The 22,719-nt window shown below is 63.1% G+C and carries 23 protein-coding genes and 1 tRNA gene; 11 read left to right on the plus strand and 13 right to left on the minus strand.

Going from position 1 to position 22,719, the window contains the following annotated elements:
• Positions 1 to 86: 86 nt before the first annotated feature.
• The 3 genes from GLR48_RS15600 to GLR48_RS15610 form a co-directional block, all read right to left on the minus strand.
• A complete protein-coding gene (locus tag GLR48_RS15600) occupies positions 87 to 629 on the minus strand; it encodes a GNAT family N-acetyltransferase (RefSeq protein ID WP_237062781.1) in 543 nt (180 codons plus the stop codon).
• Positions 630 to 741: 112 nt separating this feature from the next.
• Positions 742 to 1,011 (minus strand): 50S ribosomal protein L27, encoded by a 270-nt coding sequence (gene rpmA / locus GLR48_RS15605; RefSeq protein ID WP_237062782.1) that lies wholly within the window; start codon positions 1,009 to 1,011, stop codon positions 742 to 744.
• Positions 1,012 to 1,023: 12 nt separating this feature from the next.
• Positions 1,024 to 1,713, minus strand: a complete 690-nt coding sequence (locus GLR48_RS15610; protein ID WP_237062783.1) for a 50S ribosomal protein L21 — start codon at positions 1,711 to 1,713, stop codon at positions 1,024 to 1,026.
• A gap of 182 nt (positions 1,714 to 1,895) precedes the next feature.
• On the opposite strand from GLR48_RS15610, the gene GLR48_RS15615 reads away from it, so the two are divergent.
• Positions 1,896 to 2,234, plus strand: a complete 339-nt coding sequence (locus tag GLR48_RS15615) for a hypothetical protein (protein WP_237062784.1) — start codon at positions 1,896 to 1,898, stop codon at positions 2,232 to 2,234.
• On the opposite strand, the gene GLR48_RS15620 is transcribed toward GLR48_RS15615, so the two are convergent.
• Entirely contained in the window at positions 2,222 to 3,064 is an 843-nt protein-coding gene (locus GLR48_RS15620) for a DUF2059 domain-containing protein (RefSeq protein ID WP_237062786.1), read from the minus strand. The two genes, GLR48_RS15615 and GLR48_RS15620, sit on opposite strands and share 13 nt — an antisense overlap.
• 161 nt (positions 3,065 to 3,225) lie before the next feature.
• Here GLR48_RS15620 and GLR48_RS15625 point away from each other — a divergent pair.
• Positions 3,226 to 3,315, plus strand: a tRNA-Ser gene (locus GLR48_RS15625).
• A gap of 223 nt (positions 3,316 to 3,538) precedes the next feature.
• On the opposite strand, the gene GLR48_RS15630 is transcribed toward GLR48_RS15625, so the two are convergent.
• From GLR48_RS15630 to GLR48_RS15640, 3 genes are all read right to left on the minus strand, one after another.
• Positions 3,539 to 4,621 carry a tyrosine-type recombinase/integrase gene (locus GLR48_RS15630; RefSeq protein WP_237062788.1) on the minus strand — a complete coding sequence of 361 codons (1,083 nt, stop codon included), beginning with the start codon at positions 4,619 to 4,621 and terminating at the stop codon, positions 3,539 to 3,541.
• Between the two features lie 535 nt (positions 4,622 to 5,156).
• Positions 5,157 to 5,603 (minus strand): hypothetical protein, encoded by a 447-nt coding sequence (locus tag GLR48_RS15635; protein ID WP_237062790.1) that lies wholly within the window; start codon positions 5,601 to 5,603, stop codon positions 5,157 to 5,159.
• Between the two features lie 17 nt (positions 5,604 to 5,620).
• On the minus strand, positions 5,621 to 6,034 hold the full coding sequence (locus tag GLR48_RS15640) for a hypothetical protein (RefSeq protein WP_237062792.1): 414 nt from the start codon (positions 6,032 to 6,034) through the stop codon (positions 5,621 to 5,623).
• A gap of 350 nt (positions 6,035 to 6,384) precedes the next feature.
• Here GLR48_RS15640 and GLR48_RS15645 point away from each other — a divergent pair, with 350 nt between their 5' ends.
• Positions 6,385 to 7,509: a hypothetical protein gene (locus GLR48_RS15645; RefSeq protein ID WP_237062794.1), complete on the plus strand. Its 1,125-nt coding sequence runs from the start codon at positions 6,385 to 6,387 to the stop codon at positions 7,507 to 7,509.
• Between the two features lie 111 nt (positions 7,510 to 7,620).
• Here GLR48_RS15645 and GLR48_RS15650 read toward each other — a convergent pair.
• From GLR48_RS15650 to GLR48_RS15665, 4 genes are all read right to left on the minus strand, one after another.
• A protein-coding gene (locus tag GLR48_RS15650; protein ID WP_237062796.1) for an IS3 family transposase occupies positions 7,621 to 8,774 on the minus strand; the annotation gives its coding sequence in 2 pieces (ribosomal slippage) (positions 7,621 to 8,522 and positions 8,522 to 8,774; 1,155 coding nt in all).
• Between the two features lie 731 nt (positions 8,775 to 9,505).
• Positions 9,506 to 10,513 (minus strand): SCO family protein, encoded by a 1,008-nt coding sequence (locus GLR48_RS15655; protein WP_237062798.1) that lies wholly within the window; start codon positions 10,511 to 10,513, stop codon positions 9,506 to 9,508.
• A 39-nt stretch (positions 10,514 to 10,552) separates the two neighbouring features.
• Entirely contained in the window at positions 10,553 to 12,877 is a 2,325-nt protein-coding gene (locus GLR48_RS15660) for a multicopper oxidase family protein (RefSeq protein WP_237062799.1), read from the minus strand.
• Between the two features lie 273 nt (positions 12,878 to 13,150).
• A complete protein-coding gene (locus tag GLR48_RS15665; RefSeq protein ID WP_237062801.1) occupies positions 13,151 to 14,602 on the minus strand; it encodes a GspE/PulE family protein in 1,452 nt (483 codons plus the stop codon).
• 123 nt (positions 14,603 to 14,725) lie between these two features.
• Between GLR48_RS15665 and GLR48_RS15670 the strand changes: the two genes are divergently transcribed.
• The 6 genes from GLR48_RS15670 to GLR48_RS15695 are packed head-to-tail and all read left to right on the plus strand — an operon-like array spanning position 14,726 to position 18,915.
• Entirely contained in the window at positions 14,726 to 15,673 is a 948-nt protein-coding gene (locus tag GLR48_RS15670) for a PilN domain-containing protein (RefSeq protein WP_237062802.1), read from the plus strand.
• Complete coding sequence (locus GLR48_RS15675; RefSeq protein ID WP_237062804.1) at positions 15,670 to 16,209, plus strand: GspMb/PilO family protein; 540 nt, start codon at positions 15,670 to 15,672, stop codon at positions 16,207 to 16,209. Before GLR48_RS15670 ends, GLR48_RS15675 begins: the two co-directional genes overlap by 4 nt.
• A 2-nt stretch (positions 16,210 to 16,211) precedes the next feature.
• Positions 16,212 to 16,721: a hypothetical protein gene (locus GLR48_RS15680; protein WP_237062806.1), complete on the plus strand. Its 510-nt coding sequence runs from the start codon at positions 16,212 to 16,214 to the stop codon at positions 16,719 to 16,721.
• Between the two features lie 22 nt (positions 16,722 to 16,743).
• The gene (locus tag GLR48_RS15685; RefSeq protein WP_237062808.1) at positions 16,744 to 17,952 is read left to right on the plus strand and encodes a type II secretion system F family protein; all 1,209 of its coding nucleotides are present in this window, start codon (positions 16,744 to 16,746) and stop codon (positions 17,950 to 17,952) included.
• Positions 17,942 to 18,313, plus strand: coding sequence for a type IV pilus modification PilV family protein (locus GLR48_RS15690; protein ID WP_237062810.1), 372 nt, complete (start codon positions 17,942 to 17,944; stop codon positions 18,311 to 18,313). The genes GLR48_RS15685 and GLR48_RS15690 overlap by 11 nt, the downstream gene beginning before the upstream one ends.
• Entirely contained in the window at positions 18,310 to 18,915 is a 606-nt protein-coding gene (locus tag GLR48_RS15695) for a PulJ/GspJ family protein (protein ID WP_237062812.1), read from the plus strand. The genes GLR48_RS15690 and GLR48_RS15695 overlap by 4 nt, the downstream gene beginning before the upstream one ends.
• On the opposite strand, the gene gspG is transcribed toward GLR48_RS15695, so the two are convergent.
• Entirely contained in the window at positions 18,873 to 19,307 is a 435-nt protein-coding gene (gene gspG, locus GLR48_RS15700; RefSeq protein ID WP_237062814.1) for a type II secretion system major pseudopilin GspG, read from the minus strand. The genes GLR48_RS15695 and gspG overlap by 43 nt on opposite strands.
• A 142-nt stretch (positions 19,308 to 19,449) precedes the next feature.
• On the opposite strand from gspG, the gene GLR48_RS15705 reads away from it, so the two are divergent.
• Positions 19,450 to 20,106 carry a hypothetical protein gene (locus tag GLR48_RS15705; protein WP_237062816.1) on the plus strand — a complete coding sequence of 219 codons (657 nt, stop codon included), beginning with the start codon at positions 19,450 to 19,452 and terminating at the stop codon, positions 20,104 to 20,106.
• Between the two features lie 521 nt (positions 20,107 to 20,627).
• The gene (locus GLR48_RS15710; RefSeq protein ID WP_237062818.1) at positions 20,628 to 21,302 is read left to right on the plus strand and encodes a response regulator; all 675 of its coding nucleotides are present in this window, start codon (positions 20,628 to 20,630) and stop codon (positions 21,300 to 21,302) included.
• Positions 21,303 to 21,321: 19 nt separating this feature from the next.
• Here GLR48_RS15710 and GLR48_RS15715 read toward each other — a convergent pair whose 3' ends face one another.
• Positions 21,322 to 22,704 (minus strand): sensor histidine kinase, encoded by a 1,383-nt coding sequence (locus GLR48_RS15715; RefSeq protein WP_237062820.1) that lies wholly within the window; start codon positions 22,702 to 22,704, stop codon positions 21,322 to 21,324.
• Positions 22,705 to 22,719: the final 15 nt, after the last annotated feature.

Below are 22,719 nucleotides of genomic sequence, written 5' to 3' on the forward strand. Positions count from 1 at the left end.
GGAGGCGGCTTTCGGACTGTTAAGCGGCGCTGTTACGCCACTTGGCGGTGTTTCTCAAGAGAGCACACGCCCGGCAGGTCGCCGGATCAGAGCCCCGTTTTCAGCATGTAGGTCCATGTCGGCACCAATGCATTGCGCGCGACCGAGAAAGCCTCGGCGTCGCCCAGATAATCGAAGCCGCAGTTCGTCAGCACGCGGGCAGAGCCGGGGCTGTCCTGAAAGGCTTCGGCGAAATACTGGCGCGCCTGATGCGGGTTGTGGGCCAGCAGGGTGCGCACGGCCTCGGTCGCGAAGCCGACGTTCCAGAAGGCGGGCGCGACCCAGTAGAACAGCTCTGACTGCGCGCGGTCCATGGGGGCGAGCGAGATCAGGCCCAGCACCTCGGCGTGGCCGGTGCAGGTGCCGTCCATGACCCAGATATCCTCGGCCCGGTCGGGGTGGGACGCGCGCGCGATCATCGCCTCGATCACGCCGGGCGGCAGCGGGTGCGGAATGGCACGGGTGGCGCGGGCGAGCTTGCGGTCGGCGGCGTACATGGAAATCAGGCCGACGTCGGACGCGCGCAGGGGGCGCAGCGTGAAACGATCTGACACATAGGTGGCCTGCGTCGTGACCGGGGCAAGGATCATGGGTTTCGCTCCTCCTCAAAACCTATGGTGCGCCCTAAATATGACGGGCGCTTAAATACAAAAAGGGGGACCGGTCTGCACCGATCCCCCTCATCTTGTCAGGTGTCTCGGCTTACTCGGCGGCCTCGGCCACCGGCAGGACGGAAATGAAGGTGCGACCCTTCAGGCCCTTGTGGAACTGCACGTTGCCTTCGACCTTGGCGAAGATCGTGTGATCCTTGCCCATGCCGACGCCATTGCCCGGCCACATCTTGGTGCCGCGCTGACGCATGATGATGTTGCCCGGAATGACGACTTCGCCACCGAACTTCTTGACGCCAAGACGACGACCGGCTGAGTCGCGTCCGTTACGGGATGAACCGCCTGCTTTTTTGTGTGCCATGTGTCGGTCTCCTTACTTCGAAAGTTCTTTGGCTTGCTCGATCCAGCCTTCACGCTCGATCCGGCCCTTGAAGTTCAGCTTTTCGCCGAACTCTTCGACATCTGCGTCAGACCAGGCGGCGATCTGTGCGAAGGTGGTGATGCCTTCGGCGTGCAGTTTCTTTTCCAGCGCGGGGCCCACGCCCGACAGCTGCTTCAGATCGTCGGCACCGGCGGGTGCGGCAGTCTTGGCGGCCTTGGGAGCAGCGGCTTTCTTGGCGGGCTTCGCGTCAGCGGTATCGTCCTTGCGGGTCGCGGCGTAGGCTGCGGCGGCACCGGCTGCGGCCATGGCCACGGCACCGGTTGCGAAGGCAATGCCACGGCCCGACAGGGCAGCGCGGATGCCGGAATCAGACGCGCCCGATTCCAGGATGTCGCCGATGCGGACCAGCGTCAGCTGCTGACGGTGACCCTTCTTGCGCTGAGAGCCGTGCTTACGCCGACGCTTGACGAAGTTGATCGTCTTGGGGCCCTTGATCTGGTCGATCACAGTGGCCTTGACGCCAGCGCCTTCGACCAGCGGTGCGCCGATCGTGTCGCCGACCATCAGCACGTCGTTGAACTGGATTTCGTCGCCGGCTTGTGCATCCAGCTTTTCGACCCGCAGCACATCGCCCGACTGGACGCGGTATTGCTTGCCACCGGTCTTGAGAACCGCAAACATATGTCTTTCCTTTTGTCTTTCGCGTCGGTCAGGTTCCCCTAAGGGCATTTGCGGCCTAAGCCACCCGTCAACAGCGCGCCCTTGGGCGAATTCACGTATCAGTCCCGACAAGGGTCTTGCCGGGATGGCGGCTTATCTGACCTATGGGCGTTCAAGTCAACCCCGAAGAAGAGGTCCACACCATGCGTATCGCCCTGCCCTGCCTGATCCTGCTGACCGCCTGCGCCCCCGGTGAAGGCATCCGCAATCCCTTTACCGGTGTCACCGGCGCGTTTACCGCGCCGGACCAGCAGCGCGGTGCGGTGGAACTGGCGGTCAAGTCGGAGTTTCCGGCCATCAACGCACAGATCGACGCGGGCGGCGGTCCGGCGCTGACGGCGGCGTTCGATGCCGCAGGCGTGCCGTCAGAGGATCGTCCGGCCCGGATCATCCAGTTGCAGAACGACCGCGGGCTTTACGAGGCGAACCCGGCCGCGCTGACCTCTGCCCTGCTGATCTGGGGTGGCGGTCAGATGTCCTGACCGGCCATCGTCAGGGCCGAGGCGCGGCCCAGATCGCGGCTGATCGTGACGAACATCTGGTCGAACGCCTCGAACATGGCGACGTTGAGGTCCTGACCGGGCTTGGTTCTGGAAAAGTCGATGTAGGCCTGCAGGTCGTCATCGCTAAGCGGCTGGTAGGCCATGCTGAGGAAGCCGTAGACCCATTCAGTGGTGTTATTGCGAATCTCGGGTTCCTGATTGTAGACATCGGCCAGCACCTGATCCTCGGTCAGGGCGCTGTCGTAGGCGCCGCCGTCCTGCAGGCCCATGTAGAAGGCGAAATTGGCGTTCATCGCGCCGACCACATTGGTGTCGATCAGGTCGTTGGTCTGCGCGAAGGTCGTGATCATCCGCGATCGCGGCGTGTCGTCCGCCAAGGCGATGGCCGCGGCCTCTTTCGCGGCGGTGTCGACGGCATCATCCAGCAGCGCCCGGCGGGCAGAGGTTTCCAGCCCGATGATCTCTTGCCCCAGATCCGAGGTGAAGAAGGCCAGCATGGCATCCACGTCCTTGCCCGACAGCGCCGTGTTCAGCGCCGCCGCGGCCCCGCCGCGCATCCGGTCGACGTCATAGATGTCGCTGACCGTCTTGTCCCAGGCGGCGCTCGCGGCGCCAGAGAGCAGCCCGTCGTTGATGTCCTGACCGTAGGCCAGCCCTTCCTCGCGCATGATCTCGATCATCTCGGGCAGGCCGAGGGCATCGAACAGCGCCGCGCCCTTTTCCGCATCGACTGCCTGCGCATGCGCGCCAGTCAGCGTGGCGATCAGTGCGAGGGGGGCCAGAAACAACGTGCGGGCGGCGTGCAGCATGGGGCGTCCTTGGATCAACGGGGTCACAACTTGATAGGGTGATAAGATGAATAATCCAAGCACCGCGTCGTGCGCGCACGACAAAGTCACCTTGTGTCATCACGGGGGGTTGCGGTTTGGTCAGTGCCGTTCTAAATCCCCTGCCAAGACGGCCCCCGCGCGGAGAGGTGACGGAGTGGTCGAACGTGGCGGTCTCGAAAACCGTTGAGCCTGCAAGGGTTCCCAGGGTTCGAATCCCTGTCTCTCCGCCACAAGCCTCTGAAATCACGTGATTATGCCGCCAACGCTATGACGGGCGCCTGGCCTCGGTCAGGAGCAGACACGGCATAGTATGCCGTCTTTCTGCGTCTCCGCACGCGCCGACAATGCCGTCAGGGCGCGGAATAATGACTGGTGGCTACGGGTTCGAACGGTTCCAAACGACAAAGCCCCGCCATTTCTGGCGGGGCCTGTCATCTGCCACGGTAGATTGTCTCAGAGGCCGACGTTGCCATCGGCGTTGGCGACCTCCTGCTGCTCCTGCGACAAATAGCGGAAGTAATACCGCTCGGTCGTCTTTACCGAGCCGTGTCCGATGTAGCGCTGCACCCGGTAAACCGACCAGCCTTCCTTCAGTCGCTCGATCGCGAACTTGTGTCGAATGTCATGAAGGCGGGCTCCGAAACACGTCTCCTGTGCATAGCCCCAGAATAAGTTGGCAGCAGAACGGTAGTAACCTTCCTCCGTCCTGTTCCAGAAGATGTAGGGTGACCGGTTGGAACGTGAGATCTGCAAAAGGATATCGATCGCCGCCTGACGCAATGTAATGGTCCGAATCTTCCGCCCCTTCGTGTGTCGCAAGGTCAGAGTGACGTGACCCTCGATCGGCTGATCCAGACCGCTCACATCCTTCCACTTGATCATCGACATCTCGGTGACCCGACCGCCCGTCTCGTCGAGGAACGCCGGAAAGAAAACCAGCGTCCCCGGTGCACGCTGACCGAGCTCCTGAATTGCCTGATCAGTCGGGAGGACGATGTCCGGCAGCTTCTCCTTCATACCCGTCTTCTCGAATTGCAGCACAGGGTTCATTTCGATCCACCCCTTGTTCTTTATATGCGACATGAGGTGGTTGAACGCCGTGAGATCGCGATTGATCGTGGCGATCGAGACCCCTTCGTCCTTCCGCATTGCGACGAACTCCGTGACCAGTCTTAACTCGATTTCCCAGGCGCCAATCATCTCGATATCCTCACCCCTCTCTTCGAGGATCTCGGAAAGTGTCAGACCAATCTGACGCAGGCTGGTTTGGTAACGCGCACGGGTCTTTTGTGACCACCCATGGTCTTCGTCGTGCTCATCCAAACTGTCGAAGAAAGATGTAAAACCGGCGTGAAAGAGCCAGTCAGCCTCACCGCGCTCGGCCTTGCCCTTCAGTTCCTCGATTCGGTGACGCGCTTTCTTTTCCGCGACCCGTTTAGACGTTGTTTGAAGGGACTCTCGGTATTCTTTTCCGTCGATTGTGACGCGGAGGTGGTAATACTTGCTGTTGCGGGGGATGTAGACATTTCTTGCCATTTGTTGCCTTTCTTAAGCCAGAGGGCGAGAAGATCCTGATCAAAGGTCCAAAGCCCACCGTGCTTCTGAGCCCCAGGGATCTTGTTCTTTGATGCGAGGTCGGTGATGGTGCGACGCTCGAGTCCCGAAAGTTCAGCAGCCAATTTGGCGCGCACTCTCGGCTTCAGGTCCGCCAGTGCGGGCGATGAATTGTCGAAAGCGCTCGGTATTGCGTGTGTCATGTATCTGCTTATTTTCTGGGTCGAGTGGCCGGGTTTTCGCCACCATGCTGGTGACAAGAAGAAGACTGGGTTCACATCATTCGGCCGAGTCGCTGAACGAGCGGAAAACCGGCAACTTTTTGCGATGTTTTCTCGTAAGCCACTGACGGAAATTGATTCATTTTTCGATCAGAGGTGAGTAACCGCGGTCAATGGCGTGCCGATCTGGCAGCAGACGGAGCAATTCCGGCACGCCTGCCCACGGTGATCCAGCCGCGGGCGGGTCTTGCGACCCTCAAGCGAGTGGCGCCGGCCGAACCTGGCGCCACTTCTTTTCAGCTGTCGATCAGCGATCCCGTCTCCCGAACCGCGCGTGCGGCGGAGAGTGTTGCGAGGATGATATCACCGAGCAGCGCCAGCTCAGTGGCCGCGCTGGCCAAGTTGCTGGCCTCGCGCTCACGGTAAACAGCCTCGTATCCACCGCGGACGTGGTTTTCGTCGCCGTGCCAGTAGAGATGCGTCCCGCCTTCGATCTGGCGTTCCAAGAGGTCGAGAAACGTCTCGAAGTCGCGTAGGGCGTCTTCCTCGAGGAACGCGCCGCGTTCGATGCGGCGGGCGATGCTTTCTGCGAAGGTTCTCTTGGCCGGAGGCAGTGACGGGATCACGACCTCGTGGATCATCGCAGCGACAATGTGCGCTTGCATGAATGCAAGGGTTGCAAACTGTGAGACCATGTCGGGGGTCATCTCGACCGATTTCGCAAGGTCGGACAGGCGGAGCATTGCGCGATGTCCCGCCCTCATGCCGCAACCCTCGGGCTGGAGCTCTTGCAGGCCTCGGTCTCCGTCTCCTCGCAGGCGGCGAGCAGATCGCCCAGCTGATCCGCGAGTAGGCAGATTTCCTCGGCGCTGGCGCTCGCCGGATCGAGCGTAGCGAAGAGCCCGGCCTCGATACGGAAAGGATCGTGCACGTGTTCGAGCATCAGCAGGTCGAGAAGCTCGCCGAACGCCCGCATCGTGCGGCGTGATGGCGTCCCCGGCTCAGCCAATCCGTCGATGGCCCTCTGGGCGAGTCGAATGCCTGGGCTTGCGCCGAGCAGGCCGGCCGCATCCAGCAGGGCATCCCGATGGACGCCCGCGAACGAACGCAAGTCGCCGAAGGTTGTCAACGGCGCGAGATCGATAGTTTCATTACTTGAAATGGTGTCGAACATGGTAATTTCCCGTGTCGGGTTTCCGGATCGGTGTCCGGGTCAAGCAGGTGTTCGACCACCCGGTTCTTCGCCATCTGAAGCCCCGGTGCAGCTTCCGGCATCGGCTCTCCGCAAAGAGCCGATGCCGGTTGATGTCCGCGGCTTCACCATCGTCAATCTCGCTTCTACGTCACGGCCGATCCGCGTCAGTGCTGTGGCTCTCTTTTCAGCGACAGGCATTGGCAGGATAGACTCCGAGCAGGTCGACCCGATCATCGTCAGATGATCCGGGTGAAGACCGGGCCTGCGAGAGCAACCACATTCGCTCATGGGCAGACATAACTGCCACAGCCTCCAGAAGTCGGATCAATGTGGTCGTGAAGAATTCGGCAACCTCGTCGGCGCTTCCTGGTTCGGTGGGCGCAGTCGACCAGAGATGCGTCGCGCCGAGCCAGGCTTCCAGATTGCGGTTAGCGAGGTTCGATACGATCAATATTGAATTTGAAGACGAGAGAGCTGTCATCTGGCGTTCGATTTTACTGGTTGCACCGCGGCGTTGTCCGGTTCTTGCCCAAGGAACCGGACAACGCCGCGGTGCCCTTCTCCTTCGCCACTTTCAGAAGTGGCAGTGGGGAGTGGAGAGGGGACACCCCTTTCCCCCGCCGGAGACGCTCAGCAATTTTTTTCTTCCAAGTGTTTTGGCACTGCGCGGAACGATACGAGATTCTGATTACCGAGATGGTTCAAACAATGGATTAGTCATGATTACCACAGGAATTAACATCCCCGCTGCCGTTCAGAAGAAACTGGCATCCGCAGTCGCCGCCATACGTCGCGATGCCGAGCATTTCACCATTGCGGATTTCCGCAAGCGCGCGCGAGGATGGGAGGGCCAAGACGGCTCACATCCCGCGTTCTTCCGCATGAATCTAAGCCAGAAAGGTGCCGTCAAGGCTTTTGAAGCTCATTTGCTGCCGAAGGTTGGCGATAAATTTACGCGATATGGCTTCGAGGCTCAGGTTGCACTCTTTGGGCGGACAAGCACGGCCGTTCGCAATGTCATGCCCATTCTGGCAGAATATAAAGTATACCGTGAAATTGAACGCCGGAAATCTCTCGGCCTTCGAGAGCTGATAAAGTGGTCCGAGAACGAGCTTCAGGATGCTGCACACATGGGCAATCGGACCGCTACTGAGACCTTAAGGTATTCTCACGACTGCGGCACGGTAAGTGAAGTCTTTCGGGCCCGCCTCGCGGAGCATGAGATTGCTTGCCGCGAAAAAGAGTCTCATCATGAGCACCTTGACGCCAGATCGCGCAACACTGAATTTTTGAAACAGTGCGAATGTTGGATGGCTAAGGAACGCGAGGCTGCAAATGAATGGGCTGAAGTTCGAAAAGCTGCTGGTTGGGGATTTTACACTCAGTATATTTTCGAAAGTCGCAGCGAGGAAGATCGCATCATGATCGCATACCGCGACAGAATCGGGTGGTAAACAGAGCACCGCTTTTTGGGGTGGAGACTGACGACTATTCGGATCTCCCCCGCACCCTGGTAGTGGACACTCTGAGGTGCTCCCCTTCCCTTGGACAGGATCTGGCGCTTTCTAAGCTCTGATCTGCTCCTGCTGATCGGGTTGCGTTGCTTCGACTTTCAGCGAGTAGACTACGGCCGGTGGTTGGCCGCCAAGGGCTTTGTGCGGGCGGCGGTGATTGTAGAACCCCATCCATGTCCGGACACCCGCGCGGGCCTGAGACCCGGTCTCCCAGACATGCAGATAGACGCACTCGTATTTCAGCGTGCGCCACAGGCGCTCGATGAAGATGTTGTCCAAGTAGCGGCCCTTGCCATCCATCGATATACGGACGCCCGACCGCCGCAGGCGGTCTGTCCAAGCAAACGATGTGAACTGCGATCCCTGATCGCTGTTCATGATGTCAGGTGGCCCGAACCGATAGATTGCCTCGTTCAGCGCGTCGACGCAGAAGTCGGCGTCCAGCGTGTTCGAGATCCGCCAGGCCAGAACCCTTCGGGTGTGCCAGTCCATGATCGCCACCAGATAGAGAAACCCTCTGCGCATCGGCAGGTAGGTGATGTCCACGCACCAAACCTGATTGGGCCGCTCTACGCGCAGCCCGCGCAAGAGGTAGGGATAGGTCTTGTGCCCCTTCGCCGGCTTGCTGGTGTTGGGTTTCTGGTAGATTGGAATCAAACCAATCAGGCGCATAAGCCGACGGATGCGCTTTTCGTTCACCGCGTGTCCCTCGTTGCGCAGGTGCCACGTCATCTGGCGCACGCCGAAGAAGGGCGTCTCCATGAATTGCACGTCGATCAGCCGCATCAGCGCGAGGTTCTGCTCCGTCTCACCCTGCGGCGTATAGTAAAACGACGACCGAGAAACCTGTAGCAGCGCGCACTGCTGGCCAATCGACAGGTCCGGATGGTCGCGCTCGACCATGCTGCGCCTCACTTCCCGCCCCAAGGTTTGAGCTTTCTTTCCAAAAAAGAGTTGGCCACCGCCAGCTCCCCGATCTTGGCATGCAGATCCCTGACCTGGTCTTCATCGATGACCGGCGTCTTGCGGCCGCCGCGTTCAAAGACACCGGACGCGCCATCCAGCAGCGCACGTTTCCATTGGTTGATCATCGTCGGATGCACGCCGAACCGGCTCGCCAGCTCCGACACCGTCGCCTCACCTTTCAGCGCCTCAAGCGCCACCTTCGCCTTGAACTCAGGGGCGTGCTGCTTTCGTTTCGACATCTTCGATCTCCTTCGTGGTGAAGATCAACAGACAGCAAATCGGAGCTTACGTCAGTGTCCAGTTTTCGGGGGGCACCTCACCATGCAGGGGGCGTGCATGGAGATAAACGCACGACATCGGAGACCCTGAGGTCGGCATACCGGCCGTCGACATCAATCTTTGCAGCGAGAAAACCGATCTGGCGATTTGCACCGCCGCGATCGGGGAAGACGCCACGTCCGCTTCCCATCCCTCAACCACCAAGAGTTACCGCATCGCCAATCGCCACCTTTGCCTTGATGTAGTCGTGTAGTCCCTCAGGATCGGCCTTGGAGCCCCTGACATCCGAAGTCCATACGAGCTCGACCTCATCTCCCTTGCCGTCCAGGAACTTCACCGCTTCCGCGATATGCTGCCCGTGCGTCGTCGCAGGAAAGCCACTTCAATTGGGCGCGTGGTTCATTTCTCAGCGTCGTAGAGCGAGCGCCAGCACTATGCCGTCCGACTATGCCGCCCTGCCCCGCTCAGGCAGCCGAAACTGCTGATCTTGCAGCAGCAAAACCCAATAAAATATGAACTCTGGGACGCCGCTTTGACTGAAAAACGGTCTCGAAAACCGTTGAGCCTGCAAGGGTTCCCAGGGTTCGAATCCTGTCTCTCCGCAATTTATTCCCGATGTCATTATAAGGTGCGACCGCGTTCTTTGCAGAGCGCGGGGATTTTGCTCTCCAATAGCGTCGTTGCTCTCAACCTAGTGGTCGTGAGCGGTGTGCTCGTGGGACGCGTGGTCGTGGGATGCGGCTGGTTGGTCCGCCTCGGCGCTGGTGAGGGTGCTGTCCAAGCCGTCGAGTTGCTTTCCCAGATAGAAGATCAGGTCCTTTGCATCCGTTTGGGTCAGGCCCATGAAGGGCATTTTAACATTGGGGAACCGGGCGTTCAGGGCGACGGCGGTGGGATCGCCGTCCCGCAGCAGGATGTCGGGCGCCTGCAGGTAGCGGGTCAGCCAGTCGTGATCGCGGCGCAGGGTGACGCCGGCGAGGTCGGGGCCGAATTTCACCCCTGCCCCGATGGTGTGGCAGGCGGAACAGATCTTGATGAACATCGCCTCGCCCCGCCGGTCGGAGATGATGAAGTCTGTGGCCGGGCGGTCGCCGGTTTCAATCAGCGCGGGAGAGACTGCAGGCGCCCGCCAGTCCGGGTCCATTTCGAGGATCGTCTGGGTCGCGAGCTTGAGGCTGCCCATCACCGAGGTGCGGCGCCAGAAATCCCGGTCCGCGTTGCCGATCAGCATGTCGCTGCGATGGTCATACAGATTGTCGCCACGCTCGCCCAGTTTCCTGCGGATCACGTCGATATCCGCAGGATCGCCTGTCAGAAAGGTCCAGCCCAACCCCGGTTCAATCCCGAAGCCGGCGGCGAAGGCGCGCAGCTTTTCTGGCGTGTCGTTCACGGGGTCGAGCGAGATCGAGTAGATGAAGATGTCACGCCCGACCCGGTCGCCCAGCCAGTCGGCGATCTGCACCATGCGGGCCGTGGTGAAGGAACACAGGTCGTTGCAGTCGGTATAGATGAAGTTGAACACCACGATCTTGCCCGCGATCAGATCGTCGTAGAGCGCGACGGTCTGTCCGTCCTGCGTGACCAGCGGCAGGTTGGTGAAGTAGCCCGCGTCGCGTTTCGGCCCGGCTGAGGCGGGCAGCGTCAGGGCCAGAAGCCCCGCCGCCGCCGCAAGTGTCCGGATCGGTGTGAAATGCATCATGAGATTACCCGTCCTTTGTCTGTCTGGCATTGGCCTGTGTCACGGCAAGGGCGGGATGATCGGGAAAGGCTCGAACTTGGGATCGAACGGATTGCCTTCGGGCAGGAACTCCGGCGTGGTGTAGGTCACGCCCTCGGGCGTCGGGTTCGGGGTCGGCATAACAGCCGAATGCGTGCGCGAGGAATAGGGATTGTTCGGGTCCGTCAGGATGTCGAACCGCATGATCATCGCCGAGTCCTCGTGGACGGTGTTGTGGCAATGGCTGACGTAGGCGCCGCCGTATTCGCCAAACTGGACCTGAATCCGCACCTCTCCGATCTCGCCCAGACGCCAGACGTCCTTGCGGGCAAGCCTCTCTGACCGCGACGTCGGCTTGCCACCGCGGTCGATGGTGATGCCCTCCTCGAAGTGCAGGTGTACCGGATGGTCCCACCCGCCAGACGGGTTGCGCAGCACCCAGTGTTCGACCTCGCCCGGTTTCGGGATCAGCGCCGAGATGTGGTTGGCGTTGAAGCCGCCGAGGATGTCGCCGTTCACCCGCATCGACCATGGATAGATCTCGCGCCGCAGGCAGGATGGATTGCAGTCGCCCGTCGCGGGATCGATGGGATTTTCCTGCCCACGGCGCAGTTCGATCAGGCGCACGCGGGTGGGTTCGACGACCTGAATTTGGTCTGTCAGGCGCCCGGGGACCTTGCTGAGATCGGGCTGCGAGGCGTAATGCGTCACACCCGGCACGTCCACGCTTTCGACCTGGTCGACGATGCGGAACTGCAGCAGCGAACCCGTGGCGGGGTCCCCGGAGCGACCACTGTCCGCCATCCGGTAACCCACCTGACCTTTAGGTCCACGGCCGCTGGTATGGGTGATCAGGTTGGTCATGTTGATCGTCTGACCGACCGCGAAATTGCTGAAGTCAACGACGATATCGAAGCGTTCCGCCACACCCTGTGTGTCCAGCAGATTGACGTCGAAGGGCCGTGGCACGAGGTTGCCGTCGGTCGCGATCACGGTCATCGGCACCGCGTCACCAAAGGCCGTGCGCAGCTGCAACCGGATGAACCGCGACATGCAGGCGTTCAACAGGCGGAACCGGTACTTGCGCGGCAGCACCTCCATGAAGGGCTTGTAGGCGAAGTTGACCAGCATCAGGTCGCCGAGGAAGCCGTCGGTGTCAAAGATGTCGAAGAAATACTGACCATCTTCGTCGGTCCCGCCGTCCGAGATGACAAGGTTCACGTCGAAGTCGATGTTGCCCCAATCCAGCAGCGATCCGCTGGGCAGACGCTTGTTCACGCCGTCATTCAGCACCTCGTTGCCGCGGTCGGGTCCGCTGTAGTAGTTGATTGCGCCCAAATGGCCCTTGTAAACGTTCTCGGCCGTGTAGAAGAACCTGTGATCGTGGAACCACAGGCTCGACTGCAGCTCGCGGTAGTCGCCCTTCACGTGGACCAGTCCGCCGTTGCCATCGGGACCCGAGGCGCGCCTGTCCGTCATGTTCTTGTTGATCGTGTCGGCCCGGGCGAGTGTGGTGCTCCAGTGATAGTCGTAGAATTGGCCGGGAAAGAAGTGGGCATTTGATGCGCCGTCGCTGGCGGAAGCGTTGTGGGCGTTGTGGTTGTGCGTCGCCTGACTGTTGGAGCCGAAGCCGCCGTTCTGGGCGTGATCCTCTGGCAGGCCGTTGTAGTGGCGGAACAGGACCGGCTCGCCGTAGCGCACCTTGATCAGCGGTGGCTTGGTCGTGGCCTCGGTGTTGCGACCCTTGCAGAAGGTCCAGACCTGGTTGGCATTCTGCTTGGGCAGGTCCGGATGAAAACCCCAGGAAGGCGCCGTCGGCACCAGCGACATGACGTAGCCCTTTTGGGGCAGGAATTCGGCCCACCGCTGGTGCGCGAAATAGGCCCCCGGCGGGCGCCCCTCGAGCGGACCGCGACCGTTCAGAGGGTTGCCGTACATCTGGCGGCCCGACATCAGGTAATCGGTATGATAGGACATGCGGCGACCGGCCAACTCTCCACTTCCTGCGGGAAAGGCCACGTCGATCTCGCCGCCGCGCAGGATCGGGGTCAGCGGAATCGGCTCCTGCAGGTCCAGCCGTTTCAGCGGCTGGCTGAAGGGCATGACGCCGAAGGTCGGGCTGATCGGCACGCCGGTATCTTCCGTCTGCGCATAGGCGCTGCTGGCAAAAGGGCTGAGGCCGTTGATATTGGCCAGCGCGCCCGTCGCTGTGAAGATGCCCCATCTCATCAGCTCGCGCCGGCTCACCTCGCCGGTCGACAGCGCCTTGACGATTTCCGCCCGGTTGTCGCGGGCATTCTGCGCCTCGCGCTGGCGGCGCTTGGAGGCATTGTGCGGCAGATACATGGCTTTATTCCCCGTATTCTAATGTCTGACGCGCCAAGGACTGGCGCGGACTATCCCGATCGGTTTCAGGGGTGCGAGACATCACGCCAGTGCGTGACATGGCGTCCGCTCCGGCAAAAAGGGAGGACGCTTGACCCATAATCCGATGCAAGGAGGTTAACATCGCTGCCACCTGATCGGTCATGCGGAGGTAGAACGATCATTTGCGACAAAGGTCTTAACCTTTCGGTAACCTTTGGTCGTGAGACTGTGGCGGCTGGGGGGCGTCTTGGGCTAGGTCAGGTCCAGCAGCTCTGCCTTGAGGGTCCGCGGCGCGGTGCCGGTGAAGCCGCAGGTCTGGCACCCTGCGCCTTGGCACGACGGGCAGTCGCGGATGACCAGCTCCTGCCCCAGCACGCCGCGCAGCACGTCGCGCACGATGAAATCCGGCACGCCCAGATCAGTCAAGCGCGGGGCGGCACCGGCGGGGGCATTCGTGTGCAGCGTCGACAGCACCATGCGCCCGACCTGGGCCGCGCGGCAGGCGATCTCGGCGGTTTCCTGATCGCGGATTTCGCCAACCAGAATGACGTTCGGATCGTGGCGCAGGATCGCACGCAGGACGCGGGCGAAAGTCAGGCCGACCGCCTCTTGCACCTGCACCTGGCTGATGCCGGGCAGGTTGTATTCGACCGGATCCTCGACCGTGATGATCTTGACGCCCGTCCGGTTCAGGTGGGACAGCGCAGTATAAAGGGTCGTGGACTTGCCGGACCCGGTCGGCCCCGTCACGAGGAACAGGCCGCTGGGCCGTTCGACGATGTGCTGGATGCGTTTCACCATTGCCTCATCAAAGCCGAGCCGGTCCCAGCCCAGTCGCAGCGCACGCGGATCAAGCACCCGCAGCACGATGCTTTCCCCCGTCCGCGTCGGGATCGAGGAGAACCGGAAATCGATGGGGCGGCCGGCAATATTCGCAGTCATACGGGCATCTTGCGGCATCCGCCGCTCTGTCACGTTGGCATTGGCCATGACCTTCAGCCGCGCCAGAACCGCATCCGGCGACAGGCTGCGGTCGACGGGCTGGGCCGCCAGGATGCCGTTCACCCGCAAACGCACGACAAGGTCGCTGGCCGTCGCCTCGAAGTGCAGATCAGAGGCGCCGAGGGCGACCGCATCCGCCAGTTTCGAGGCGACGAAACGGATCACCGGCCCGTCGATATCCGGTCCCGTCTGCGGTGTCGTCGAAGGCGCGGCGGCGGGCTTTGCGCTGACATCTTCCGGTGCATCCACCCGCGACAGCATCAGGCGCACGGACCGGGCCGTGGCCGCGATGACGACGATGGGCTGGCCCAGATGAAAGGCCAGTTCCGCCCGCAGGTCGGTGTCGAGGGGTGTGGCCATCAGGACCGTGCAGCCCGAGTCCTCGAAGCCCAGGACCGGGACCGCGGCCTTGGCCGAGAGGTACCCCGGCGACAGGCGCGCGACGGCGGCGGGGTCGGCCATCAGGCCGTCGGCCACGGGGTCGGCGCAGAACGACAGCCCCGTCAGGGCGCAGACATGGGACAGCAGCACGTCCTCCTCCAGCTGGCCCTGTTCCAGCAGTGCGCGGTCCAGTGTCGTGCCCTGCCCCTGCGCACGGTCCAGTGCGCGGTCGAGCTTTTCCTGCGACACCGCGTCCGTTTCGCGCAGCCGCCGGGCGAGGGCTGCGTTGACCTCTGCGATGGTCGCCCAAGACTTTTTCATAGCGACAGGGCCTTTTCCATGTTTCAATTGACCACGTCAGCAAGATTAAAAATTTCTTAACTTATTTCATCATCTGCGTTTGGTGTCCCAATGCAAGTCCGACACATCTTTTGGTCTGCAGGTTTGCGGCGCGGGACGTCTGCCGCAATCTTTGCCGCGGGGCTGCCGCCCCGGCGCGCTGCACGCGTGGATGTGGCGCAACTGCCGCTGAGCGAGTCGGTGCTGAGCATTCTGCGCGGTCACGCCGCGCGGCAGCGGCCGGTCGATCTGATGCTGTCACCGACGTTGTATCTGACCAAGCAAATCAGCCTGCCCCGGGCCGCCCGGCGCGCCGCGACCGCGGCCATCGACCTGCAGATGCGCCAGCAGATGCCGGCGCGCGCCGCGGGACTGATCTGGCGTGCAGCACCGGTTGGGCGGCGGGGCCAGACGCAGGATTACAGCGTTCACATCCTGCGCCAGCAGGACCTGACGGATCTGCTACAAGGGGCCGCGCAGACCGGGGCAGAGGTCGGCCGCGTGCAGATCGCCGGTTCTGCGGCGGCGGCGCCTTTCTTTCACAGGCTGACCCGCAGCGACCGCATCACCCACGTCTGGCACGGCGTGGCTGTGGGGCTGGCCGTGCTGGCGCTGGGGACCGTACTGGCGGTGCAGGTGCGGGCCACGGCGGCGCTGAACGCGCGCACCGCCGCCTTGGCGGACGAGATCACGGACCTGCTGGATCAGGCCGCCCTTGCAAAGGCGCGCGCGGTGGAAACGGAGGCCGCCCGCAGCGGTCTGGTGACGGACGTGCAGCGGTTCAACGCGGATTATCGCCGCTTTCCGATCATCGCCGATCTGACGGACGGGCTTGATGACGGCGTGTGGATTTCGTCCCTGTCGCTTGACGGCGACGTGCTGCGGCTGGCGGGATTTTCGCGCGCCGCGCTGTCGGATACCGTGCAGGTGGTGCAGGCCACGCCTTGGGCGGCCGAGGTCGCGATCGACGGGCCGGTCGTGGTCGATCCGGTGCGGCGGGAAAACCGGTTTCAACTGCGGGTCACCCTGCGCCCCGACGCGGTGCCGCAGTGAACGGGCTGCGCATCGCGGGACAGGCGGTGGCGCTGGCCGCCGTGGTCGCAGGCCTGGCTTTCGTGCTGACGGGCATCGGCGCACGGCGCCTGGATGCGGCCCTGGCGCAGCACGCGGTCCTGTCGACGCGGGCCGCCGCGCTGCGCGTCCGCTTTGGAGAGGTTCCAAGCGACACAAGCGAGCAGGCCCTTCCCGCGGCATTGACCCATACGGGCGAGACGGCCGCCGCCGCCACCCTGTCCCTGCAACAGCGGATCGTGGATCTGGGGACGACGCACCGTCTGACGCTGCTGACCTTCGGCGCGGGGCGGACGCCCTATGATCTGGCGACGCCCACCGTCGCGGTCGAGCTGGAGGCGCAGGGCGAATGGTCCGATGCGATCCGGTTCCTTGCGGCGGTCGAGGCGCTGACCCCCCGCGTGGCCGTGGCCAACCTGACCCTGCGCGCCCTGCCCGGTGCGGCCCAGCAAGGTCCGGGCGCACCGGTGTCCCTGCGGGTCGTGGTCTGGGGCCTTTACCCCGGTGGGGAGGGCTGAGCATGGGCCTGTTGATCTGGGCGCCGCCGCCCGCGCATCTGGCGATCCTGCTGGCGCTGGGTGCTGTCTGCGCGGTCCGGGTGGGGCAGATGCCGACCCTGCCGGATCTGGATGCGCCCCCTGCCCTTGCCGTCGTTCAGGCCGCAGAAGACAGTCCCTTTCTGCCCCTGCCAGAGGTCGGCCTTTACGACGACGCGCTGCCCTCAATGGACGCGCGCCCGCTGTTCAGCGCAGGGCGGCGGCTGGCGACCCCGAGCGGGATCGCCCAACCCGCGCCCGAGGCAGGCGCCCCCGCACCGCAGGCAGGTGACGCGGACCTTGGTCTGCACCTGAAGGCCGTCATCGGCCGCGGTGACGCCCGGCGCGCGCTGGTGATCACGCGGGACGGCGCTGAGGAGCTGTGGGTCCAGGAAGGCGATGATCTGGCCGGATGGCAGGTCATGGCGATCGGGTCGCGCAGGCTTGATCTGCGCCTTGGCGAGCGGACCGCCACCTTTGAAATGTTCGACTAGCGCCGCGCGCGGAAAGGACCGGATGCCCGTCTTTACCTACAAGGGCTATACCGCCGAAGGCCGGGTCGAGAACGGCCAGCTTGACACCCTGTCCGAGGCCGCGGCCTATGACACGCTGCGCGCGATGGGGCTGGCGGTGGTCGATCTGCGCGACGGGGCCCAGTCGCGGCCAGAGCCGTGGTACAGGCGCGAGGTCAGGCTGACATCCGGCACCCTGCCCCTGGCGGAACAGGCGGCGCTGGCGGAACAGATGGCGGTGCTGTTCCGCGTGCGGCTGCCGCTGCTCGATATCCTCGGCATCCTGCATGATGGGGCCGATCATCGCGACACCCGCGCCCGCTTTGCCCGGATCCGGTGGCTGGTGTCGGAAGGCGTGACCTTTCCCGATGCCTTTGCGCAGGCGGGGCCGCGGGTCTCGACAGTGTTTCTGACGCTGCTGCAGATGGGCCACCGGTCCGATGCCATGCCCGCGCTGATGGCGGATCTGGCGGATTATCTGCGCGAACAGGAAAAACTGCAGGGCAAGATCCTCGGCGCGCTGCTGTATCCGGCCGTTCTGATCGTGGCGACCTTCGGGCTGCTGCTGATCGTGACGCTGTCGCTGGCCCCGGCGCTCGCGCCGATCTTTGCCGGACAGGACCGCCCCATGCCCGGCGGGCTTGCGGCCTTTCTGACGATCGGCACGGTGCTGAAGGCTCATGGGGCCGCGCTGGGCATCGGGGCGGTGCTGGCGGGTCTGGCGCTGTACCTGTTGCTGCGACGCGTGGGGTCGCGGCTTGCGCTGCGGCTGCCGCTGATCGGCCCGATCATGCGCGACACCGCCCTGCTGCGGCTGAACCGGGCGCTGGTCCTGCTGCTGCGCGCGGGCTGGCCGCTGAACGATGCGCTGCAAACCTGTGCGACGCTGGCGCCGCGCGACCCCTTTGCCCCCGCCCTGCGTGCGGCGTCAGAGGCGCTGGAAAAGGGGGGGCGCGCCCATGGCGCACTGGCGCTGGCCGGCGGCATGCCGTCGCTGTTCCTTGATCTGTTCCGGATCGGAGAAGAGACGAACACCCTGCCAGAGGTGCTGGCCGCCGTGTCGCGGTCACTGGCCGACCGGACCGCGCGGCGGACGCAGCGCCTGCTGGCTGCCCTGACGCCGGCGCTGACGCTGATCATCGGCGGGGTCATCGGGCTGCTGATCACCACGATCATGGGGGCCGTTTTCTCGGTCAACGACCTTGCCTTTTGACCGCCCGCCTGCCCGGCGGCGCGACGCAGGCTTTACGCTGCTGGAAACGCTGGTGGCCGTGGCGGTGCTGGCCATGGTGCTGGGCGGCGTCATGGGGACGCTGGGCTGGTCGATGCGGACGCAGACCCTGCGTCTGGAACGGGCCTGGCTGGCAGAGCTAAACCGGTCCGTGCTGGAGGATTATCTGCGCAGACCCGACCCCGCCGCCCGCAGCGGATCGGCGCCGTCCGACTGGCGCTGGCGCATCAGCGACGTGCCTGTGACCCAAGGTGACGGCACCACCGGCCTGCGCGAGGTTACTGTCGAAGGGTGGTCGGACAGGCGTCCGGACCTTGTCGTTTCGCTGTCGACCCTGCGATGATGCCCCGCCGCCGCCGCACGGCCGGGGTGACCCTGCTGGAACTGCTGGTGTCGCTGGCGATGATGGCGGCACTGGCGCTGATCCTTGCGTCAAGTTTCGGGGTCATCGGCCGCGCGCTGGCCCGGCTGGACCCTGCACAGACGGAGATGGCGCTGCTGTTGGACCGCGCGACCCTACGCCGCTGGATCGAGGACATGCCCTTGGAGGCGGCCTTGCAGGCGGATGGCGACAGCCTGACGTTTCAGACGCTGATCGACGACGGGCTGTTCTGGCCCGGCGTGCTGGCCACGGTGACGGTGGCGCAGGACGGCGACGCGCTGGTCGCCACGGCCGCGACACCGGACGTCGGCGAACATCCGGGCCACACCCAGCGCATCACCCTGTCCACCAATGCGTCGGACGTGGACCTTGGGTTTCTGGCACCGCTTGACGGCGGATCTGCCGATTGGGTGCCGGACTGGGCGATGGGGCCGGTGCTGCCGGACCTGCTGCGGATCACATACGCCATCGACGGCCGCATGGCGCCGCCGCTGATCGTCGTGCCGGCGCGGACCGCGCGTTACAGCGTGATGTCGCTGTCTTCGCGCGCACCGCCCGGCTGACCGTCGCGACCCAGCGTCAGCAGATCGAAGGTGCCGTCGGCGCCGGGAAACCGGTAGAGGTAATCACGCCCCCAAGGGTCCACCGTCGCGGTGGCGTCGTCCAGATAGGGGCCACCCCAGCCGGTCACGCCAGACGGCTGCGTCATCAGGGCCGACAGCCCCTCTGCCTCTGACGGGTAGCGGCCGGTGTCGATGTAATAGAGTTGCACCGCGGCTTTGACGTTGGCCATGGCAGCGGCAGCGGCCTGTCCCTTGGCGCGGCCGAAATTCTCCATCAGTCGCGGCGCGCCAAGGCCCACGACCAGGGCGATGATCGCAAGCACGACCATCATCTCGAGCAGGGTCAGCCCGGCGGTGGGCTTGCGGGGGGGACGTGAAGCGGAAATGGCCATCACTCACCTAAAGCTTGAAATATAAATACAATACAGGTTTCATAACGCAAACGCGGCGCGATGGGAATGCCGGAGTGCAGTGTCGATCAGGGCGTGCCGCCACGCGCTGCGTTCAATGACGGCCCTTTTCAGGATGTGTCACATGCCGACCGGCCATGACAGACCAGGGATCGCAATTGGTGCCATGCCAAGGCGCGAGACCCGGCACGGGATCGTGCTGATCACGACACTCGTCGGGTTGATTCTACTGTCTGGCATGGTTGTGACCTTGCAGGTGCGGACACTGGCGAGTGTGAAGGTCCTCGCCCGGCTGGAGAGCCTTCACGTCGATGCCATGGCTGAAACCGCCATCCGGGCACGGCTGGCGGCACGGCTGGACAGCACCAGACCGCCGCCCCTGAACGGCACGGTCACGCAGGACGTGTTTGCTGGGCGGACTTACGGAGTGCGCCTGACGGATGTCGAAGGTCTGGTGGACCTGTATCTGGCGCCACCAGAGGTTCTGGGGCTGCTGCCGTTTCCCGCAGAGCAGGTCGTGCAGATGCGCGAGGTCGCCCTGGCGTCGCTGACGGCGGGAGAGCGGTTCCTGACCGTCGACCAGACGCTGGTACGGTTCGGGTTCGACCGGGCATCGCGACTGACCCTCGCCCCATTGGTCACACAATCGGCGCGCACGGGACAGATCAATCCGGCAATGGCCCCCGAATCAATCCAAGCCAAATCCCGCCTGTTGGATGCGCAGGATGTCGCAAGTGGCCTGACGGCGGAGGTCGCAGTCTGGCGCATTTTACAACCTTGAATTGCATCGCATCAATGACCCAACGATGGGTGTTGTATCCTTGCAAGACGTTCCGGTTGAATATTGCAAAGTGGGCCAATCGTTGCGCCAACCGCACAAAATCTAAAAATTCATGAATTCACAAGATGATGCCGCGCGGCTGCAATGCGAATCGTTTGAAGATCGTACGGTTTGCAGCGTCTTGACGCGGCCCGTGGCGCTCTACCAGAAAGTGTAGAACGAAATTTATTCTCCTGACCTGCTTTAGTATGGTAAGAATCTGTATGGACGGCGAGTTTCTGCCGATCCGTACAACCGCTTTTCCGGCTGTGGCGCACCGCACGCGTATTTTTCGATCGTGCTGCCTGTCGGGACTGGAATTTGCTGCGTCTGCACGACGTCCAATTTTAGTGTTTGCCCTTTTGTTGTAGTGATGTCGTTTTTTTCCACAGCGCCCCGATTAAGGGGTCTTAGCTGTTATTTTTATAATCACACGACCAGTCCTCACTCCGGATTAAACGAACGTTTAAGGACACGATAATATGACAACTATTAATATTATATTAATTGACGACCATCCCGTTCTGTTGGGCGGGATTCAGGCGCTTCTCGACTCGGATTCCGAATTCAGCATCATGGCCACCGGTGGTTCGGCGGAAGAGGCCGTCAAGCTTGTCCGCACGCACGTGCCTTCGGTGATCGTGATGGACGTGAACATGCCCGGCAACGTGATCAAGGCCTTTACCGACATCGCGCAGATGAACGAGGGCAAGACCCGCGTGCTGGCCTTCACGGCCGTGGCGGGCGTCGACTATGCCATCGCGGCGCTGGAGGCCGGTGCTGCCGGCTATATCCTCAAGGGCAGCACCATCGCCGAGTTGAAGCAGGCCATCCTGGCCGTCCACAGGGGGGATACGTTCATCTCTCCGGCCTTTGCCAACAAGGTGCTGACGGGATTGCGGACCGAAAAGCTGCGCCGCGCCGCGCGCGAGAACTGCCGGTTCAGCGTCCGCGAGGAACAGGTGGTGCGGCTTTTGATGACCGGGCTGACGAACCGTGAAATCGCCGAGGCCCTGACGATCAGCGACAAGACGGTCAAGCACTACATGACGATCATCATGCAGAAGATGAACGTGCGCAGCCGGATCGAGGTCGTGATCGGCGCGCAAAAGCTGGGTCTGGTCGAAACCGCGGCACAGCGGGGTGCGATAAACTGATCCGCGCCTTCGGGCGCGGTCAGCGGCCGGTCCCCTGACGCGCGGTGACGCGCAGCGTCAGGTCCATGCCGCCGCTGGCATTGGGGGACAGGGTGATCTCTCCGGCGAAAACCTTCAGCCGGTTCCGGATCCCCTGAAGTCCCAGACCGCGATGGGACGTGACCGGAGCCTTGCGGGCCCCGGCCCCCTTTCCGCGGTCACTGACAGTCAGGACGATCTGGTCGCCCTCCAGCCTGCCGGTCACCTGTTCGGTCGGGGTCCCGGCATGGCGGAACGCGTTGGTCAGACCTTCCTGCACGAAACGGAAAAGACAGACGGCCAGTTCCGGATCGACAGTCTGCGGCAGTTCCGACAGATCGGCGGCGACGCGGTGCCCGGTCAGCATCTCGTGGCGCCCGATGGCCAGCTGTATGCTGTTTTCCAGTGACGACGGGTCCATGTCCGGCAGGATCAACCCGTCCGAGATCGCCCGCAGTTCCGTCATCACGGAAGAGATCAGCGACTTGCGATCCATCCCCGCGCTCTTGATCGTCTGCTGCTCGTCCAGATCGTTGGACAGCATCAGCAGGCTGAGGACCTGTACCGGGCCGTCATGAATCTCGGCGCCCAACTGGTTCAGCAGCGCCTCGTTTGATTGACTGGCGGCGACACGGGCCCTGTCTGCGGCCTGCCGCAGCCGGTTGTTCTGCAGGACGAGGTGCCGGGCGTCGGCCAGATGGCGTAACAGACGCTGGCGTTGCAGCAGGGTCAGCACGACCAGCGTGCCAAGCCCCAGACTGGCGAGGGCGCTGGCGATGATGACCGAGCGTGCGGCGTGGCGCCGGGTCACCAGCATGTGCGAGATGTCGATCAGCGTCTCGCCCACACCGATCAGCTCGCCGGTGTCGGCCCTGCGGATCGGTGCATAGAGCTCCAGATAGGGCAACGGCACGGTATCGTGACGGCCGAAGGCATCCAGCGACGTGACCTCTGAATGAGAGCTGCCGCCCAGCACCGCGGTCTGGAAGTCGCTTTGGGGAAACATGTCTTCGGTGATGTAGCCGATGGAACTGTAGATCGGCTGGCCCTGCAGGTCCCACAGCACGACCCCGAGCATCGCACTCGACTCTGCGATCCGGTCGAAATCAGCGTTCATCTGCTTGGCCTCAAAGGGGCTGATCGCGCCGTTGCGCAGGGCGCGCCGCGCATGGGGGGCGAGGAACCCTTCTGTCAGCAACTCACCGGCGGCCTGCGCATCCAAAAGCTGGGCCTGACGGAATTCGCGGGTGACGTAGAGGGCGAGCGCAAGCGGGATCGCCATGCTGAGCGCGACGCCCAAGATCAGCCCCACGGAACTGCGCCGCAGGTTCCGGCGCAGATCGAAGTTCAGACCAAGGGGTCGACGGAGAGGCAGTGGCGTCATCGAAAGCGTCCTGCG

The organism is Loktanella sp. M215 (genome assembly GCF_021735925.1).
Classification (GTDB): Bacteria; Pseudomonadota; Alphaproteobacteria; order Rhodobacterales; family Rhodobacteraceae; genus Loktanella.

Bases quoted from the DNA above. Each gene is read 5' to 3' on its own strand.
- GLR48_RS15600 (WP_237062781.1), bottom strand. From the start codon at position 629: ATGATCCTTGCCCCGGTCACGACGCAGGCCACCTATGTGTCAGATCGT.
- rpmA (WP_237062782.1), bottom strand. From the start codon at position 1,011: ATGGCACACAAAAAAGCAGGCGGTTCATCCCGTAACGGACGCGACTCA.
- GLR48_RS15610 (WP_237062783.1), bottom strand. From the start codon at position 1,713: ATGTTTGCGGTTCTCAAGACCGGTGGCAAGCAATACCGCGTCCAGTCG.
- GLR48_RS15615 (WP_237062784.1), top strand. From the start codon at position 1,896: ATGCGTATCGCCCTGCCCTGCCTGATCCTGCTGACCGCCTGCGCCCCC.
- GLR48_RS15620 (WP_237062786.1), bottom strand. From the start codon at position 3,064: ATGCTGCACGCCGCCCGCACGTTGTTTCTGGCCCCCCTCGCACTGATC.
- GLR48_RS15630 (WP_237062788.1), bottom strand. From the start codon at position 4,621: ATGGCAAGAAATGTCTACATCCCCCGCAACAGCAAGTATTACCACCTC.
- GLR48_RS15635 (WP_237062790.1), bottom strand. From the start codon at position 5,603: ATGCTCCGCCTGTCCGACCTTGCGAAATCGGTCGAGATGACCCCCGAC.
- GLR48_RS15640 (WP_237062792.1), bottom strand. From the start codon at position 6,034: ATGTTCGACACCATTTCAAGTAATGAAACTATCGATCTCGCGCCGTTG.
- GLR48_RS15655 (WP_237062798.1), bottom strand. From the start codon at position 10,513: ATGATGCATTTCACACCGATCCGGACACTTGCGGCGGCGGCGGGGCTT.
- GLR48_RS15660 (WP_237062799.1), bottom strand. From the start codon at position 12,877: ATGTATCTGCCGCACAATGCCTCCAAGCGCCGCCAGCGCGAGGCGCAG.
- GLR48_RS15665 (WP_237062801.1), bottom strand. From the start codon at position 14,602: ATGAAAAAGTCTTGGGCGACCATCGCAGAGGTCAACGCAGCCCTCGCC.
- GLR48_RS15680 (WP_237062806.1), top strand. From the start codon at position 16,212: ATGGGCCTGTTGATCTGGGCGCCGCCGCCCGCGCATCTGGCGATCCTG.
- GLR48_RS15685 (WP_237062808.1), top strand. From the start codon at position 16,744: ATGCCCGTCTTTACCTACAAGGGCTATACCGCCGAAGGCCGGGTCGAG.
- GLR48_RS15695 (WP_237062812.1), top strand. From the start codon at position 18,310: ATGATGCCCCGCCGCCGCCGCACGGCCGGGGTGACCCTGCTGGAACTG.
- gspG (WP_237062814.1), bottom strand. From the start codon at position 19,307: ATGGCCATTTCCGCTTCACGTCCCCCCCGCAAGCCCACCGCCGGGCTG.
- GLR48_RS15705 (WP_237062816.1), top strand. From the start codon at position 19,450: ATGCCGACCGGCCATGACAGACCAGGGATCGCAATTGGTGCCATGCCA.
- GLR48_RS15710 (WP_237062818.1), top strand. From the start codon at position 20,628: ATGACAACTATTAATATTATATTAATTGACGACCATCCCGTTCTGTTG.
- GLR48_RS15715 (WP_237062820.1), bottom strand. From the start codon at position 22,704: ATGACGCCACTGCCTCTCCGTCGACCCCTTGGTCTGAACTTCGATCTG.